The sequence below is a fragment of the Sphingobacteriaceae bacterium genome (assembly GCA_002319075.1).
Lineage (GTDB): Bacteria > Bacteroidota > Bacteroidia > B-17B0 > Aurantibacillaceae > Aurantibacillus.
Map to the genome: position 1 here is coordinate 3,492,548 of NVQB01000001.1, position 15,972 is coordinate 3,508,519.

At 39.9% G+C, this 15,972-nt stretch carries 11 protein-coding genes; 5 read left to right on the forward strand and 6 right to left on the reverse strand.

Translation table 11 applies throughout. The features are described from left to right. Positions 1 to 5: 5 nt before the first annotated feature. The gene (locus CNR22_15155) at positions 6 to 2,021 is read left to right on the forward strand and encodes a hypothetical protein (protein ID PBQ33059.1); all 2,016 of its coding nucleotides are present in this window, start codon (positions 6 to 8) and stop codon (positions 2,019 to 2,021) included. Between the two features lie 440 nt (positions 2,022 to 2,461). Here CNR22_15155 and CNR22_15160 read toward each other — a convergent pair whose 3' ends face one another. From CNR22_15160 to CNR22_15170, 3 genes are read right to left on the reverse strand one after another with little or no spacing between them, the layout of a single operon-like run. Then, entirely contained in the window at positions 2,462 to 2,932 is a 471-nt protein-coding gene (locus CNR22_15160; protein PBQ33060.1) for a hypothetical protein, read from the reverse strand. After that, on the reverse strand, positions 2,932 to 3,996 hold the full coding sequence (locus CNR22_15165) for a carnitine dehydratase (GenBank protein ID PBQ34918.1): 1,065 nt from the start codon (positions 3,994 to 3,996) through the stop codon (positions 2,932 to 2,934). Before CNR22_15165 ends, CNR22_15160 begins: the two co-directional genes overlap by 1 nt. A 22-nt stretch (positions 3,997 to 4,018) precedes the next feature. Next, on the reverse strand, positions 4,019 to 6,457 hold the full coding sequence (locus CNR22_15170; protein ID PBQ33061.1) for a phenylalanine--tRNA ligase subunit beta: 2,439 nt from the start codon (positions 6,455 to 6,457) through the stop codon (positions 4,019 to 4,021). A 169-nt stretch (positions 6,458 to 6,626) separates the two neighbouring features. Between CNR22_15170 and CNR22_15175 the strand changes: the two genes are divergently transcribed. Both CNR22_15175 and CNR22_15180 read left to right on the forward strand, forming a co-directional pair. Next, complete coding sequence (locus CNR22_15175; protein PBQ33062.1) at positions 6,627 to 7,412, forward strand: hypothetical protein; 786 nt, start codon at positions 6,627 to 6,629, stop codon at positions 7,410 to 7,412. A gap of 9 nt (positions 7,413 to 7,421) precedes the next feature. Continuing rightward, positions 7,422 to 8,252, forward strand: a complete 831-nt coding sequence (locus CNR22_15180; protein PBQ33063.1) for an esterase — start codon at positions 7,422 to 7,424, stop codon at positions 8,250 to 8,252. A gap of 190 nt (positions 8,253 to 8,442) precedes the next feature. Here CNR22_15180 and CNR22_15185 read toward each other — a convergent pair whose 3' ends face one another. From CNR22_15185 to CNR22_15195, 3 genes are read right to left on the reverse strand one after another with little or no spacing between them, the layout of a single operon-like run. Continuing rightward, positions 8,443 to 10,725, reverse strand: a complete 2,283-nt coding sequence (locus CNR22_15185; protein PBQ33064.1) for a hypothetical protein — start codon at positions 10,723 to 10,725, stop codon at positions 8,443 to 8,445. Between the two features lie 14 nt (positions 10,726 to 10,739). After that, on the reverse strand, positions 10,740 to 11,225 hold the full coding sequence (locus CNR22_15190; protein ID PBQ33065.1) for a hypothetical protein: 486 nt from the start codon (positions 11,223 to 11,225) through the stop codon (positions 10,740 to 10,742). A gap of 57 nt (positions 11,226 to 11,282) precedes the next feature. After that, positions 11,283 to 12,206, reverse strand: coding sequence for a hypothetical protein (locus tag CNR22_15195; GenBank protein ID PBQ33066.1), 924 nt, complete (start codon positions 12,204 to 12,206; stop codon positions 11,283 to 11,285). Between the two features lie 749 nt (positions 12,207 to 12,955). On the opposite strand from CNR22_15195, the gene CNR22_15200 reads away from it, so the two are divergent. Continuing rightward, positions 12,956 to 14,314 (forward strand): hypothetical protein, encoded by a 1,359-nt coding sequence (locus CNR22_15200; GenBank protein PBQ33067.1) that lies wholly within the window; start codon positions 12,956 to 12,958, stop codon positions 14,312 to 14,314. A 67-nt stretch (positions 14,315 to 14,381) separates the two neighbouring features. Then, on the forward strand, positions 14,382 to 15,956 hold the full coding sequence (locus CNR22_15205; protein PBQ33068.1) for a hypothetical protein: 1,575 nt from the start codon (positions 14,382 to 14,384) through the stop codon (positions 15,954 to 15,956). The last annotated feature ends 16 nt before the right edge of the window (positions 15,957 to 15,972 follow it).

Here is a 15,972-nt window from a genome sequence, read left to right on the forward strand (position 1 = left end):
TCGGGATTTATCTTTATATTCGTGCAGTGAAGTTCCTGAAAGAACATAGTTTATTTCTCTGCATTCTTTTTGTCTGCGCGGTTTTAAGGTTTATTCCTTTGTTCGACTACCAGTTTACCTACGACGAATTAAGCGGACTCGAACGCACGCAGTTTTCATCTTTTTCGGAAGTGATTGAAAAAGGGGTAAAGATTGATGCGCATCCTGCCCTTGTACAATTGCTTATTTATTACCTCACACAAATTTTCGGATACACTACCTGGATCATCAAACTCCCCTTTTTGCTTTTTGGATTTGCTGCCATCATTTATGCTTATGCATTTGGACTACGCAACTTTTCAAAGCAAGCAGGATTATTTGCAGCTCTGATTTTTAGTTTTTCTTTAATTTTTGTTTTTTACGCGCCTATCGCCAGGATGTATGTCTCCGGTGTTTTTTTTAGCATCGCGCTTCTGTATTATTTTTTCGAAATATTTTTTTCTGAAAATCTTAAGAAGTCAAATTATTTTTTCCTGGCACTATTCGCTTATCTCTCAGCATTAAATCAACACATCAATGCTTTATTTGCAACGACTGTTTTTCTTTCAGCTCTTTTCTTTCTCACAAAAGAGAATTACAAAGCTTTTATTATAACTTGTATATGCGTTGTTTTAGCTTATTTGCCGGCCTTACCTGTTACCCTTTACCAGTTGGGAATTGGAGGAATAGGAGTAGATGCAGGAGGTTGGCTGGAGACTCCTGAGTTTACCATTGTATTTTCGTTCTTAAAAACGCTTCTTGGAACTGGACGATTGTATTTGATTTTTTTCTTTTTAATCGCATTAGCTTTTATGCTTCAAAAAAAGGTCAGTATTTCTAAAAAGCAAATTTTCCTGTTGCTGCTTTTTGTCATTAATTTTCTTGTGGTCTATTTATATTCTGCCTGGCGTTCTCCTATTTTTCAGTATTCTGTAATGTTGTTTTCCGGAACGGCTTTTATCTTTTTTGTTTGTTCTTTTCTTGAATTCAAAACTACTTTCGTTTTTTATGGTGGATTTTGTTTGTTGGCTTTCGGCCTGATCTACAAGACCTATGTAAAAAAGGACTATCTCGGTGAGTGTGTGAAAACGGTTTTTGACTATCAATTTGAAAGAACGTGCTACTATAAAAGTCTTTACGGAGAAAAAAACGTCTACCCCGTTTTCTTTGATGCGGATGAAATTATGAAAAAGATTTATTTCAATAAATACAAAACCAATTTTGAGTGTAAAGTATCGGCTGATTCTATGATCTCAAATAGGAGTTCAGTAATGTTTAAGCAAAAAACACGGTCGGAAAAAAATGAAGAAGCGGCCGAACAAACAGTTTCGTCCATGCGTTTATTTTCTGAATTTGTGAATAAGATCGATGTCGACTATCTTATTCTAACGTCCGCTATGCCACAATTTCAGGCGGTGGTACTCGAAAAATTCCCTTACCTGCTTGAGAATACACAAACGCAGGGTATTAATTTCAAACTCTACTCCCGAAAGCCGGAAGATAGATCGAAAGTTGTTGCAGACGACGCTGTTTATTATTTTTCATCGCCCTTAAAAGCGGGGAATTTTACTTACTCTAAACTATCTGGTAACACAACAAAAGTTTTTCCATTACGAGTTGATTCGCTTAACGAATTTCCTTTTGATGCAAAGGCCGCGCTTGCTTCTGTCACAGCCAAAGAAGGGCAGGTTGTTCTTATATCTGCAAAATTAAAAATGAAAAGCAGGTATAGTCCTTTGGAAGTTTGTATTTCTGCAACAGACTCTGAAACCAACAAGCAATACGTTTACAGCGCCAGAGCGGCTTCAGATTTTGTGATGAACGCAGATTCGACTATCATGATATATTCAGAACAATTTAACGGCGTGCATTACAATCAATTTAAATACAAAGCAAATTTAACGGCTTATATATGGAATCGCGGTAAAGAGAACTTTACGCTTCAGAATTTCGAAATTAAAGTAATTGATTACTGGCACCGGAAGTGGGAACTTTGGGAGTAGAGGGTAGTGTTACTTCTCGACTACGCTCGAAGTGACACCGGCTACGCACAAGCTGGCCTTAACATCCACTGGATGTTAATCCTGCTCGAAGTGACGCCGGCTACGCACAAGCTGGCCTTAACATCCACTGGATGTTAATCCTGCTCGAAGTGACACCGGCTACGCACAAGCTGGCCTTAACATCCACTGGATGTTAATCCTGCTCGAAGTGACACCGGCTACGCACAAGCTGGCCTTAACATCCACTGGATGTTACTCCTGCTCGAAGTGACACCGGCTACGCACAAGCTGGCCTTAACATCCACTGGATGTTACTCCTGCTCGAAGTGACACCGGCTACGCACAAGCTGGCCTTAACATCCACTGGATGTTACTCCTGCTCGATAAGATATTCGGCTATACTCGAACTGACAGTAGACGGGGCTTGAACAACGACGCTATTACTTCTCTAATTCAGGGTTGTTAGTTCGAGCGTAGTCGAGAACCTTCACCATCAAATAATGCTGAATAATACCCCAAAGCTTATAAGAAATTTCTTTGTGTTTATATCCGGCAGACTCATAAAAAGCCAAGGCATTTTCACGGGCGTGTAATTCTATTTTCTGAAGTTGCATCACTCTTCCTTTTTCTTCCAGGAATTTCAGGATTAGTTTTCCAAGTCCTTTGCCCTGGTAAGCGTCATCAACTGCCATAAAACGGACCTGCCCGATTTTGTTTTCGTTTTCCTGCAATCTTCCGCAGGCAATCACGGTTCCGTTTAGGTCTTCAATAAAAGCGTTTACATTTCCGGCTTCTGATCCGTCTGTAGCGCTTTCAAAAGATTGATTCCACGGCTGACGCAGAATTTTATAACGCAGTGCCAGGATGGCCTCCAGCTCTTTTTGAGTTGTTGCTTGTTTAACGGGAAACATCAATCTAAAAATTTAAACGCGATAGAGGAAACAGATTCGTTTGTGTTTTTTTCGTAAGTGAATTTACGGAGCATCTTTTTTGCTTCCGGCAGTTCAAAAACTTCTTTCAGGTTGCGGATCTTACCAATCGGAATTTCTTTTTCAAGGCAAAGATCAAAAAGCGTTTTAAAATTAAACTGTTTAATATAGTTGTATAGTAGGGCGTACAATTGCGTGCGGTTATTTACACGCGACTGATTATTTGCATATTTTGGATCATTTGCCAGAGTGGCATATTGAATGAGCTCGCAAAGATTTTTAAATTGTTTGTTGCTGCCAATAGCAAAGGTCACCAGCTGATTATCTTTTGTCTCAAACAACTCTCCGTAAGGCGCAATATTCGGATGAATACTTCCTAGTGGTTTCGGAAGCGTTTTTCCAATCAGCCAATTTGTAGCCTGGTTGGCTAAAGAAGCTACGGCGCTGTCAAATAAAGAAACACTTACATGAGACCCTTTATTGGTTTGGTAACGCTTTAAAAGCGCTAGTAAAATAGCTTCTTTTAACTGATGTCCTGCCAAAATATCGATAAGGGCTACAGGCATTTTTAAAGCCTGACTGTTGGGTTCTCCGTTCATGGACATAAATCCACTTTCTGCCTGTAAAATTAAATCGTAAGCAGAGCGGGGAGAGCCATGACCAAAACCGTTGATGGAGGCGTAGATTAATTTCGGGTTAAGAGTAGATAGCGTTTTGTAATCTACTTTCAATTTTTCATCGTCACCGGCTTTGTAATTGGTAATGATAATATCTGCATCCTTAACCAAAGCATATAACTTATCTAGTTGCGAAGGAGCTGTAATGTCGAGACTTAAAAATTCTTTGCCGGTGTTAACACTCCAGAAATAAGCAGAGGTTTTGTCTTTAGGATTTTCTGCTTTTAATTTCCAACTACGCGTTACATCGCCGTTGGTTTTTGGGTTTTCAACCTTTATAACTGTTGCGCCCAGCTCAGCAAAAAACAATCCCACACCTGGACCGGCAAGAACGCCGGCCAATTCTATTACTTTCAGATCTTTAAAAATACCTTCCACAATTTTTTATGCCCTATCTTAATTCAGCGCCTAATTTTTCTTTGTAATTGGAAATTAATTTATCCATTACCGAATCAATTTGTTTGTCCGTTAAGGTGGCCTCCGTATTCAACAAAGTAAAACTTACCGCGTAAGATTTTTTATTCCCTAACTTCTCACCTTCGTAAATATCAAATAAATTAACTTCTTTTAAAAGTTTACGTTCCGTAGAAAATGCAAGTTCTTCTATTTGTTTGTAGCTAACAGTTTTGTCGATTAACAATGCCAGGTCGCGACGCACCGAAGGATATTTACTGATCTCTTCGAATTTTATGTTTTGTTTCGAAAACTCTTTTACCAGCATATCCCAGTTAATGCACGCGTAATAAACAGGCTGAGAGATTCCGAATTTTTTCAGAACACTTTTAGCTACCGATCCCAATTCAACAAGGTTTTTTGTGTTGACTTGGTAAGTTAATCCGCTATCAAAATTAGCATAAGCACTCTCCGTACTTTTGTATGACTTCACGCCACACTTGCTCAATAAATTTGTGACAACAGATTTTAAAAATGAAAATCCAATAGCTATCGGATCAGATTTTTGATTTAAACCGTAGGGATTTTCCGCGAATAAATTTCCACTCACAAAAAGTGTCAGATATTTTTGTTCCTTATACTTTGCTTCCTCTTTATTCGGTTGCTGATAAGTTTTACCAATCTCAAAAAACTTTAAATCCGGGTTTTTACGATTACTATTATAAGCTATCGCTTCTAACCCGCTAAAAAGCATATCTGCACGAAGTACATTTAAATCTGCGCTTAATGGATTCAGCATTTTAATAGTGTTGCTTTCTTCCGTATAATAGCTTTCTTTGGTTAAAGAAAGGCTCATGATCTCATTAAATCCAAATCCTTCTAACACAGCACCGGCGCGTGAATCTAAAGCAACATCAAAGTTTTTAGACTCATTAAAAGCCGTATAAGAAATAGATTTGCTAACTTCTACGTTGTTATATCCGTAAATACGCATTACTTCTTCAATCACATCTGCCTCGCGCGTAACATCAGTTCTATAGCGTGGAACGAGCAGTAATAAAGCATCTGCGCCTTCACTTTCGATTTCAATGCCCAGGTTTAAGATGATATTCTTAATAAGTGTTCTGTCAATTTCTTTTCCGATAAGTTCCGTACAGTTGGAATAAGAGAAGGCAACTTTATAAGGCTCTAATTTTTCAGGATAGATGTCTTTCACTTCCATACTTAGATTTCCACCGGCAGTTTCAAAAATTAAATTTGCCGCGCGTACCAATGCGGTAACCGTTATCTCCGGGTCTGTTCCTCTTTCAAAACGAAATGAAGCGTCAGTTTTTAGTCCATGGTGCTTAGAAGAACGACGCACATACCCTGCATCGAAATAAGCACTTTCTAAAAATATGGAAGTTGTTTTTTCTGTCACTCCGCTGTCGGCGCCACCAAAAACACCCGCAAGACACATAGGTTCGCTTTCATTGCAGATCACAAGGTCATTGCTTTTCAAAGTGCGTTCTACATCATCGAGCGTTTTAAATTTCTCTCCGTCCTTAGCTGTTCGTACAATTATTTTTTTTCCTTTAATTTTATCCAGATCAAAAGCATGTAACGGTTGCCCTAATTCATGCAATACAAAATTCGTAATATCTACAATGTTATTGATCGGTCGCAGACCAATAGACTGTAAACGGGTTTTTAACCAATCTGGACTTTCCTTAACTTCCACTCCAGTGATCACCAGTGCTGAGTAACGTTTGCAGGCTTCAGGACTTTCAACACTTATCTCTACTTCGTTAATGTTAGTAGCTTCGCCAAGTTCGTGAAGGCCCTGGATGTTTACTTCGTATTTTTTTTCAGTTCCCTGCGAATTTAAAATGGCTGCAAGATCTCTCGCAACCCCTAAATGAGAAGCTGCATCACTGCGGTTAGGAGTTAATCCAATTTCGAAAACCGTGTCGGTTTCTACCTTGAAGTATTCTGATGCAGGAGTTCCAATAATAGTGCTATCCGGAAGAATCATAATCCCTGCGTGACTTTTGCCCAGACCAATTTCGTCTTCAGCACACAACATGCCTTCGCTAACCGCACCGCGAATCTTGGATTTCTTTATTTCGAAAGGCTCTCCTTCGCCTGGATACAATTTGGTGCCAATGGTGGCCACAATTACTTTTTGATTTGCTCCCACATTAGGGGCTCCACAAACAATAGAAAGTAATTCTCCGCTTCCAATATCCACTTTGGTTAAACTGAGTTTGTCGGCGTCAGGATGTTTACTGCATTCCACCACATGTCCTACCACCAATCCTTTAAGACCACCTTTAATACTCTCAGAGGTTTCGGCGCCTTCTACTTCTAATCCCGAAGAGGTTAATCGCTCTGAAGTTTCTTCCGCAGAAATATCAGTATTTATAAGCGTTTTAAGCCAGTTATTTGAAATTTTCATACTAAAATTAAGGCCATAAAGATAGGTAATTTTTTAGGACTTTTGATTCTTAAAATAAGCCGCAATTCCTTTAGTCAGCGGAATTTAGTAGTTTTAATTTATCACAAAAAGAGTAAGTATAGTCATCTGGTTTTTTGGAATTGCTCACTGTTCTTCCGCGCAAACAGGCGTGGCAGCTCCCGATGGCTATGCTGACACCTACTCTGTAAAAGAATGTTTTCAGGCTCCGAAATTTACCCCCGGGTTTAAGGCCGATTCCATAGCTCCCAACCGTGTTTTAAAAGGCATTCGCATCTGGCGTTCAGTAAGTCTTGAAAATCGCGAAAATCAACTTGTTTTAAATGGTACTAACAAGTGTGAGGACATGGGTTTACTTGAAATTATAAAGTTTGGAGTTTTTGAAAAAGGTCTGCATGTTTTTTCGTCGGATGATTTTAACGATGCAGCAAGAACAAGGATAGATAAAAAGACGTTTAAAACATTATTGCTGTTAAACGATTCCATTTCAATGCCTGCGTTTGATGAGAAAGGTGAGCCAGTTGCATCAGGCGCTTCTCTCAAAAAATACCTTATGGGAAATGATATCAAAAGTTATTTGATAAAAGAAGATTGGATCACGAATAGTTACAGTGGAAAAACCGAAAAGTACATTGTTGGGATTGCGCCATTGGTTTACGACTCAAAAACTGAGAAAACAGTTCCCCTTTTCTGGATTTATTATCCTGAATGGAAGAGCCTTCTCTCGGCTTTTAAAGCTAAAAATGTTTACACGCATGAAGGCATAAATTTTGCGGAAGTTTTCGCGAAACGTCTTTTTGTTTCACAAATCAGTAAAGAAAGTAACGTATTCGACAGAGGTATTAAAGCTTACAAACATGGGAGTGATACTTATCTGGAAAGCGAACTTATTAAAGAGAAGTTAAACAATGCAGAGAGTGATTTGTTTCAGCATTAGGTATAAGTTATGATAAAAGTAAATCTTCAGAATATTCTCGCGCTCTTTACGGCGCTTTTTTTTAGCAGTTGCGTGACGCGGAGCAAAGGACTTATTTTCTCTCCTGAACATAAGCTGGCACTGGATGTCTACAGTCCGAAAAAGATTCGTTCAAAAACAGATGTGCTTGTTTTTATTCATGGAGGCAACTGGCGATCTGGTAAACGTAAGACCTATAAATTTTTCGGTAAGGGTTTCGCCAGAAAAGGGGTGGTAACGGTGGTTATAGATTACAGACTAAGTGCAGTGACAGATTTTAGAGGAATGGGCACCGATGCAGCAAAGGCAGTAAAATGGGTGCAGCAAAATATTTCGAACTATGGAGGGGATAGTAGCCGGATTTTTTTATCGGGACATTCATCAGGCGGACATTTAAGTGCTTTGGTAGCAACTGACAACGCCTATTTTAAAGCTGAAGGGATTGAAAATACACTCAAAGGTGTTGTCTTGATTGATGCTTTTGGATTGGACATGTATTCTTATTTAAAAAAATCACAAAATGCAGAAGACAGTATTTATTTTCCGGCTTTTACAAAAGATCCGGTGAATTGGAAAAAAGGTTCGCCCATTTATTTCGTGGACAAAAAATCACCACTCTTCTTAACTTATGTGGGGGAAAGAACTTATCCTGCTATTAAAAAATACAGTGGGACTTTTTTAGAGGCTTTAAAACCTTTTCAGCCGCAGGCGCAGCTCTTACTTATCAAAGGAAAAAAACATGTACCGATGATCGCACAATTTTATAATCCTTCGAATAGGCGTTATGATGAGATTCTGGAGTTTATGAAAAAGGTAAAATAGAAGTCAGCGGTAAAAATGAAATGTTGGCTAAAATAAACACATAAAGACATAGAAGGGATAGAAAAAGCTATGTGCCTAAAGGGCACATAGGAAACAAAGCAAAGCTGTGTTTTTGGAACAAAAGCACAGGTTGTGCAATGTTTACTGTCTTTTCTTGGTTCCCTTATGTCTCTTCAGTCATGCTTCTGCCTTAGTCAAGGAAGATCTTAAATGTCCGATAGCTCTCAGATATTAAGCGCCCATTACCGCTATAAACTTTAACGAAATAAATACCTTTTGGCCAGGCTTCGGTCTTTATTTCTGTGGATTTTTCTGTGAGCGTTTTAGTGTAAACGATTTGTCCTAAGGAATTTAAAATCTCTATTTTCTGATTTAGATTTTCCTGGTCAATATAGAAACTGCCCTGCGATGGATTTGGATAAATTTTAATTTCTGAATCCGTCATTTTATTTTCAATGCCTGTGGCTATTGCACAGTCCTCTATTTCTATCAGGAGGGTAGTGTCTTCGGGACACTTGTTAGATTTTTTTGCAGTTACCGTATAAATAGTTGCGGTAGTTGGACTCACCACTACCATGCTGCCTGTTAAGGCGCCTGGATTAAAAGTATAGCTCGTTGCTCCGCTGGCTTTAAGCGTAACAGATTGTCCAGAACAAATCAAACTATCGGAAGCTGTAAGGGTGATGTCAAAATCTATAACCGTAACCTGCACTCCAACTTGTTTGTTGCAGGAGTTTACTCTACCGGTAACGATGTAGGTATCTGTGGATACAGGGGTGTAGATAACACTATTCGTATTAAAATTTCCGGGATTCATGGTATAAGCATTAGCGCCATTTGCGGTAAGGGTTACAGACTCTCCTGCACAAATTGTAGTAGCGGAAGCAGCTAACGATAGAGTGAAATTTGGACTAACCGTTACCTGTATGACAGCAGATGCGCTACAACTTCCGTTCGCTCCAATTACCGTGTAATTTGTACTGGCGAAAGGTGTAATGGTTTGTAAACTTCCTCCGAAGGCACCTGGGAGCCAGGTGTAAGAAGCAGCGCCACTTGCAGTTAAAGAGGTGCTTCTACCCGGACACAAGATGTTCGTAAAATTGCTAACCGTTAGCGTAGGTGTGTTGCCAACAGTTAAAGTCATGGTAGTTTCGCAGCTTGTAGAAGTACTGCTGTTCGCTAAAAGACTAATGGTGTAATTTCCGGCGCTGAAGGTATGGTTGGGGTTTTGAATACTGTAAGTTCCTGCTGATGGTCCGCTTACAATCCATTGCCACTGAGTGGGAACGCCGTTTGTGCTGTAGGTGAGGGGCAGTGTTTGTCCCGCACAGATCTGTGGATTTAACGTTATTGTGTTTGCTATCTGCGGCGGATTGGTTGCTTTTATGCTCACATAATATTTACCAAGGCTTCCGTAATCAGAATAATAATTCGAGCGACCGCCATCCACTGTAAAATAATAAGTTCCGGGTGTAAGCGTTAAACCTCTGAGGGTGTTAAGTTTTGTAAGGGCTGTATCTACCGCCAATACACTAGTAGTTGTGGCATTGTATAAAAAGAAGCGCACATCGAGGTCAGCTCCCAGATAACTGTTGGTATCAAGCGCCCAGGGTTTAACGCCGATGGTTACATAACGGTTGTCGCAAATGGTAAATTGGTAAGCGTCTATATCCGTAGGCTGCGTAATAATTCCAGAGTCTAAAAGATTTATATTGGTTAAATTCAAAATCTTCGCGGTGCCCAAAGTATTTCCTACATCATCGGGAATAAAATTCAAATAACCCGGACTCGTAATGCCAATGCCCGAATTGCCATGGTCGTTTTGAATGGTACTACAACTTGTCGCGCTTTTGCCGTTGTGCCAGATGGTAATATTTTTAGAATAACCCACACCCATAATGGGAGCCCAGGAAGTGATACCGCTGCCCGTACCCGGATGGTATTCTGTTTTCACACAATTGGAAGTATAAGAACTTTGGTGACGCAGTGTTAAGGTATGTCCCACTTCATGCGCGGCAGCCTCTGCCATGTTTTTCACACTGTAACCCAATTGATTTTCAAAAACCCAGCAGGGAGTTCCGGGTGTGCCGCCCCAGACAAAACTTCCTAAAAATGCTACTCCTCCCGCAGAGCCGTACCAGGCACTGGTTGGTGTAAACACAACGCGAATTCTCGTATTGGGTGTTGCTGCATTGAATCTCAGGGAGTCTGTTGTAACGTTTACATCAAAAGGTCTGTAGTCTTCGGCAATTCTTTGAAAGATGGTTGTGATTTCGGCTGCGCTTTTTGTAGAGGGCATGGCATTCACCGCTTGCCCACCATTCCAGGCCGTACCACTAACTACCTGCCCGTCAAAATCAAGGTAAATAACTTTCCTGGTAGTGGCAGGCTGACTGTTGAGTATTGGAATTTGTCCATAACATAATTGACATAGTACAATAAAAAGACCCAGAAGTTTTAGTTTTGATAACATGGTAATTTTTTTAATTATTCAGATACAATATCGTCTTCGTTGCATTTGGTCATGGTCACAATGCCTTTATCGATGCGACCTTTGTAAAAAACAGATTTATCGTCCGATAAAATAAAAATCTGCGTAGAGTATTCTCCATTTATCTGGACCATCAGATAGGCTTTTGGAAAATAAGAAAGTTTGAGTTTTAAAAATTTCATGTCCCCGTTTAAAGTGTTTATCTCCACAAGCGACTTATCTAAAAACGCGTTGTTTTTTAAAACCAAAATATCTTTTGCTTTTTTTGAAAACAGGAGCTCAAAATCGCTTTTAGAAATTGTAAACGAAGCTGGATTTTTTGCAGCAACTTTTGAACTAGATGTTTTAGTGCTCTGCGCGTTCAAAGAGAAAGCACCGACTAAGAAAATCAGAAGCGGTAAAAATTTAATAAAAGTAAATCTCATGAAAAATAAATTAACGTAAATAACAAATCTAGTAAAAAAAATAAGGATCACAAGCATGGCTCTTTCACTAAGGTTTTTCTCCCAATTCGCAAAAAATTAGCACATGCGCCTGGTCTAATCAAAGAAGAACATCCCCGTTATCCCGCAAAGCGCCTTTACCAGCATCAATCCGTCAATGATGATGAGGTAATAGAAAATAGAGCGGCGAATGTGCATAGAATAAGCGACAAGTATGATCAGAAGAAAAGGAACCGTATTTATTAAAATTCTCAATTCTGAAAAATTTCTATAAGAAGCAAAGATCCACAAAGAGGCCAATCCTAAAACACAAAGTGGGATCACAAAATAAAAAAGTGTTTTGCGAAGCCCAAGGTTTACCACTACTGTTTTTAGCTGCTGGTTGTAATCCATCGCATAGTCTTTAATGTCAAATAAAACGCAAAGTACCGTGATGTACATAAAGTTTTTAATAAAAAGAAAAAGACCGATCCAGGTGGGATCGTAATGCAAACCATTGTCGAGACAATAATATAAGATGGGATAAATATTTACGAGCCCCGCCCAGGTAAAACCAATGATAAAAGGTTTGAGCCAGCCAATGTTCCGTAGATTAATTTTACCAAACCAACGGCTTTCTACCCCATAATAGAGGGCCGAAACAATAGGAAAAACAAGCATCAGGGCCCATTCCGCTAAATGAAGGCTCAAAAAATTGCGCCAGTGTCCGCTTAAAAAATAAAACGCGCAAGCCAGCATGACCACGAAAAAAAAGATCTGGTTATTCTTCATAGCAGTGCGGTTTTTTGCATACCAGGATGAACGCAGGTTTTTGCTGTCCTCCGAAACTTCCGTCATAATGTAAGCATTGGTATAATAAACTACCGTGGCAGAAAAAGCAAGAATATAATAAAGCAAAGTATTTAAAGGATACCGTTGCTGCAAAGAACTTTCAATAGAAAGCGCCACGGCACAAATACCATAAAAATAATTCCCAAAAAAAATGAGTTTAATTATTTTATTAGAGGCGAGACGCGACATTTTTGTGGTGTAATTCTTTTGAATGAAAATTACGCAAATTTAGAGCCATTGCAAAGAGTAAGAGTCTTATGCTTAAGACCAGTGACTGCGAGTCTTGATAAATATCGACTTAGTATTAAGTTAGTAGCCAATAATACGGTCAAATACAAAAAGTAGAGAAGTTAGAATGTAATGTCCTGAAAAATCACGAAAATCAACTACGCATGCACATTTAATATCCAGCCTTATGCAGCCTTGATTTCTTTTTTTACTTTTCTTCATCAAGAAAGAAAAGTAAAAAAAATGTTGCCTGCGCGAGGGAGAGTGCCAGATAATTGATAAAAGTCTATCCATGCGCTAACAGAAGCCCCTTGTGTACTTAAGCGTAAATTACTCTGACGCTGACAGGACACAAATAGATAGCAGTCTTTTACGAGAAACATCCGCTAATACTCATAAGATCGCTTCGCTCTTCCAGGTAACGTTTTCGAAATGCCGCAATTTACAGCCTCTGTGTCGTCCGTGCGTTAGTCCATTTGCTGCAGGCGAATTTAATTTTTTTAGCTCATGAAATCTGTGTTAGGTGTTTCCCTCTGTGGCAACATATGGCAGAAACTCTGTCTGTTTTTCAAGGCGCAGTATAGAATTTTGAACCATAAGAAGATATTAAAAATAATATGTGCGAAAATAGAGACCTGAATGTTTGAACGATCAGTTTTCCCCATCGAAATTAAGTAATTTTACTAAATAAAATAGCCTGTAACCTAATTGTGTTTAATACAACAGGGAGCCAGGCAGAAAAATTATATCCTATGCAACTACCCAAAAAGAAATCCGCGACAATTTTTAGATTTTTGTTTTTAAAAACACTGGCTCTCTTTTTTCTTATGCCAGGATCTGCAAAGTCACAAGCTTTTTTTAATTTAACGTCCACCCTGTGCGCGGGTAATACCGTGAACGTTATTGCACAAACCGGAAACCTTGCAGCCAATGCTTTTAGCTGGACCTCTGTATCAACAGGACCCTTATTTTCTTCGCCCAATGCTACTGTCAGCGACATTTCTTTTCCTGCGGCAGGAACTTATACCATTCAACTGGACATTAACGACGGCACCACAACATCCACCACCACGCGAACTATAGTTGTTTATCCTTTGCCTGTACTTTCTTTATATTCATCGGCTTCTCCTATCTGCGTGAATAGCGGCGCAACACTTACAGCCGGCGGAGCAAGTTCTTACACATGGAGTCCTTCTGGAGGGCTCTATTTTTTGTCGAATCTGTACGACGAGGCTTATGCAACTCCAGCGGTAACAACCGGGTATACGGTAACCGGCACCAGCAGCGATGGCTGCCAGGGCTCTGTAACTTTTACGCAAGTAGTTAATCCTTATCCTTATGTTGTTATAAGTGCCAATACCAGCAGTGTATGCCCGGGATACTCCGCTACTTTACTAGGTCTCGGGGCAGCAAATTATACCTGGACCGGATCCTCCATGGCAAGTCCCTTAGTTCAAACAACTATTTCGGCCGGACCCGGATCTTACTCTTTAGTTGGCGCGATTGGAAATTGTAAAGATTCTACTTCTTTCATAATTGATCTGGCTGCCCCTTTAAGTCTCAGTTTAACAGCAAGCCGCTCTTCCATTTGTAAAGACGATAATGATTCGATTATTCCTGTTACTTTAAATGTTTCGGGCGCTCCAGGTTATGTTTGGCAACCTTATCTGCCAGGACGCATGACCTATTCTGTTGGTCCTTATACCGCAGTTTCTCCGAGCATCAGTACCTGTTTTACGGTTACCGGTACAAGTCAGTTTTGTGGAGGAACGGCTGTGATTTGTGTAGACCTCATTACTTGCACCGCTCTGGAAGAAAAACAAAAGAAAATATTTTTACAGGTGTTTCCGAATCCGGCCAACGATAAAATAGTTCTACATTCTTCATTACAAGGAAATGCCATTTTAAAAATGATAAGTATAACCGGACAAGTGATTTTAGAAGAGAAAAAAGAAATGCAGGGAGAACCACAAACGCTCACAATAGAAAATCTGCCAGCCGGGATTTATTTTCTATCTCTGGAAATAAAGGGTCAAACCACTCAGCTGGTTCGTGTAGTGAAGCAATAATTAAGTTAAGAAAGAAAGTGTTTCAAAAAAAATCGTAATATTATATGACCCACAAAAAAAACAACTCATGAAATATCCCAAACATTTTCTTGCATTCATTTGCTTTTTATCCTTCATAAAATTACACTCACAAGCGAGTTTTACTTTAGCGCCAAATCTCTGTGAAGGAGCAGTTGTTTCGGCTTCTGTCAACACCGGAACAATGTCCGCTATTATGTATAGCTGGGCTGCGATACCTTCAACCGGGGTGGTTTTTTCATCTACCTCTACGCAAACCACCACTATCTCTTTTAATTTAGCTGGTACCTACACGGTTGGTGCAGGCTTTTTAACCAGCACAGGCTTTTCTTACACCACAAATGTGATCGTTATTGACCCGTATCCAATAATCAGTGTTAGCCCGACAAGTACAGCCATTTGTCTGGGAAATTCAACTCAACTTACTGCAAGCAGCACAGGCACGTCTTATGCCTGGACACCAACGGTTTCCTTATTTGGGAGCACTGGTCCGAATACGATTGCTTCCCCAACTGTTACAACAATCTACACAGTATCAAGCGCGATCGGAAATTGCGCGGCGAGCGAAACGGTTCAGGTTTCCGTCACTCCCTTATCCACCGTCAGCATTGTATCTACCGCGAATGCAGTTTGTACGGGCTTTACTTCCACTTTAACAGCTTTTGGTTCCGCAAATTATACATGGACCAGTTCAAGTTTTACCTCCCCGGTTTTACAGCAGTCGGTAGCTGTTGGTCCGGGCATTTACACAGTAACAGCTGGCACTGGCACCTGCGCATCGGCGGCTAGTTTTACTGTGGGGCTTATGCCAAATTTAAGTGTAGTTATTTTAGCTTCACCTGCTACACTTACAACGTGTATTGCAAGCAACTCTCCGAAATTTTCAAAACCCGTGCATCTCACAGCCAGTGGTGCAGGAACGTATATTTGGTTCCCCTTTAATCTTACCAGCCCGACCATCGGACCGGAGGTAGATGTGCGTCCTTCTGCAAGCACATGTTACACGGTGGTTGGTAGTACTGCTATTTGCTCAGGTACCGGAGTAGTTTGCGTGAACGTAATTCCGCAATTTACAGCAGCAGTAACTCCTTCAGCACCCGTAACTTGTTTAGGTGATCACACCTCGTTATCTATAGTAGATGTTAGTACACTTGCTACAGGTCCAGCTTCTTCATACACTTACACCTGGATGGAAGCTTTGAATGCTCCGCCAATAAGTATTAGTGACTACTACACCTCTACTGTAACCGTGTATCCGCAAAACGCAACTACCTACACAGCAGAAGTGAGAGACTCTAGGGAATGCGTGTCAAGCCCTATGTTAGTGAATGTTACCGTAAATGCTTGTGTGGGAATAGATAAACAAACTTCCAAAGAATCTCAGTTTAAAATTTATCCCAATCCTGCTAACGATAAAATTGCCATTCAGTCTGCTTCTAATTCAACAGCGTCTATAGAAATTATGGATGCTATTGGCAAAACAGTTATCAAAGAAAAACGAAATTTTTCGGGTGACGCGATGACGCAGAATTTTAACATTGCAGCCCTTCCAGCAGGAGTTTATTTTATTCGCATCAGTGCTGACGACACGCAGACAAAGATTTTAAAACTTATTAAAAATTAAAAAATCTATTGATTGA

Coding starts and splice junctions, on each gene's coding strand:
- CNR22_15160 (PBQ33060.1), bottom strand. CDS start 2,932: ATGTTTCCCGTTAAACAAGCAACAACTCAAAAAGAGCTGGAGGCCATC.
- CNR22_15170 (PBQ33061.1), bottom strand. CDS start 6,457: ATGAAAATTTCAAATAACTGGCTTAAAACGCTTATAAATACTGATATT.
- CNR22_15180 (PBQ33063.1), top strand. CDS start 7,422: ATGATAAAAGTAAATCTTCAGAATATTCTCGCGCTCTTTACGGCGCTT.
- CNR22_15185 (PBQ33064.1), bottom strand. CDS start 10,725: ATGTTATCAAAACTAAAACTTCTGGGTCTTTTTATTGTACTATGTCAA.
- CNR22_15190 (PBQ33065.1), bottom strand. CDS start 11,225: ATGCTTGTGATCCTTATTTTTTTTACTAGATTTGTTATTTACGTTAAT.
- CNR22_15195 (PBQ33066.1), bottom strand. CDS start 12,206: ATGTCGCGTCTCGCCTCTAATAAAATAATTAAACTCATTTTTTTTGGG.
- CNR22_15205 (PBQ33068.1), top strand. CDS start 14,382: ATGAAATATCCCAAACATTTTCTTGCATTCATTTGCTTTTTATCCTTC.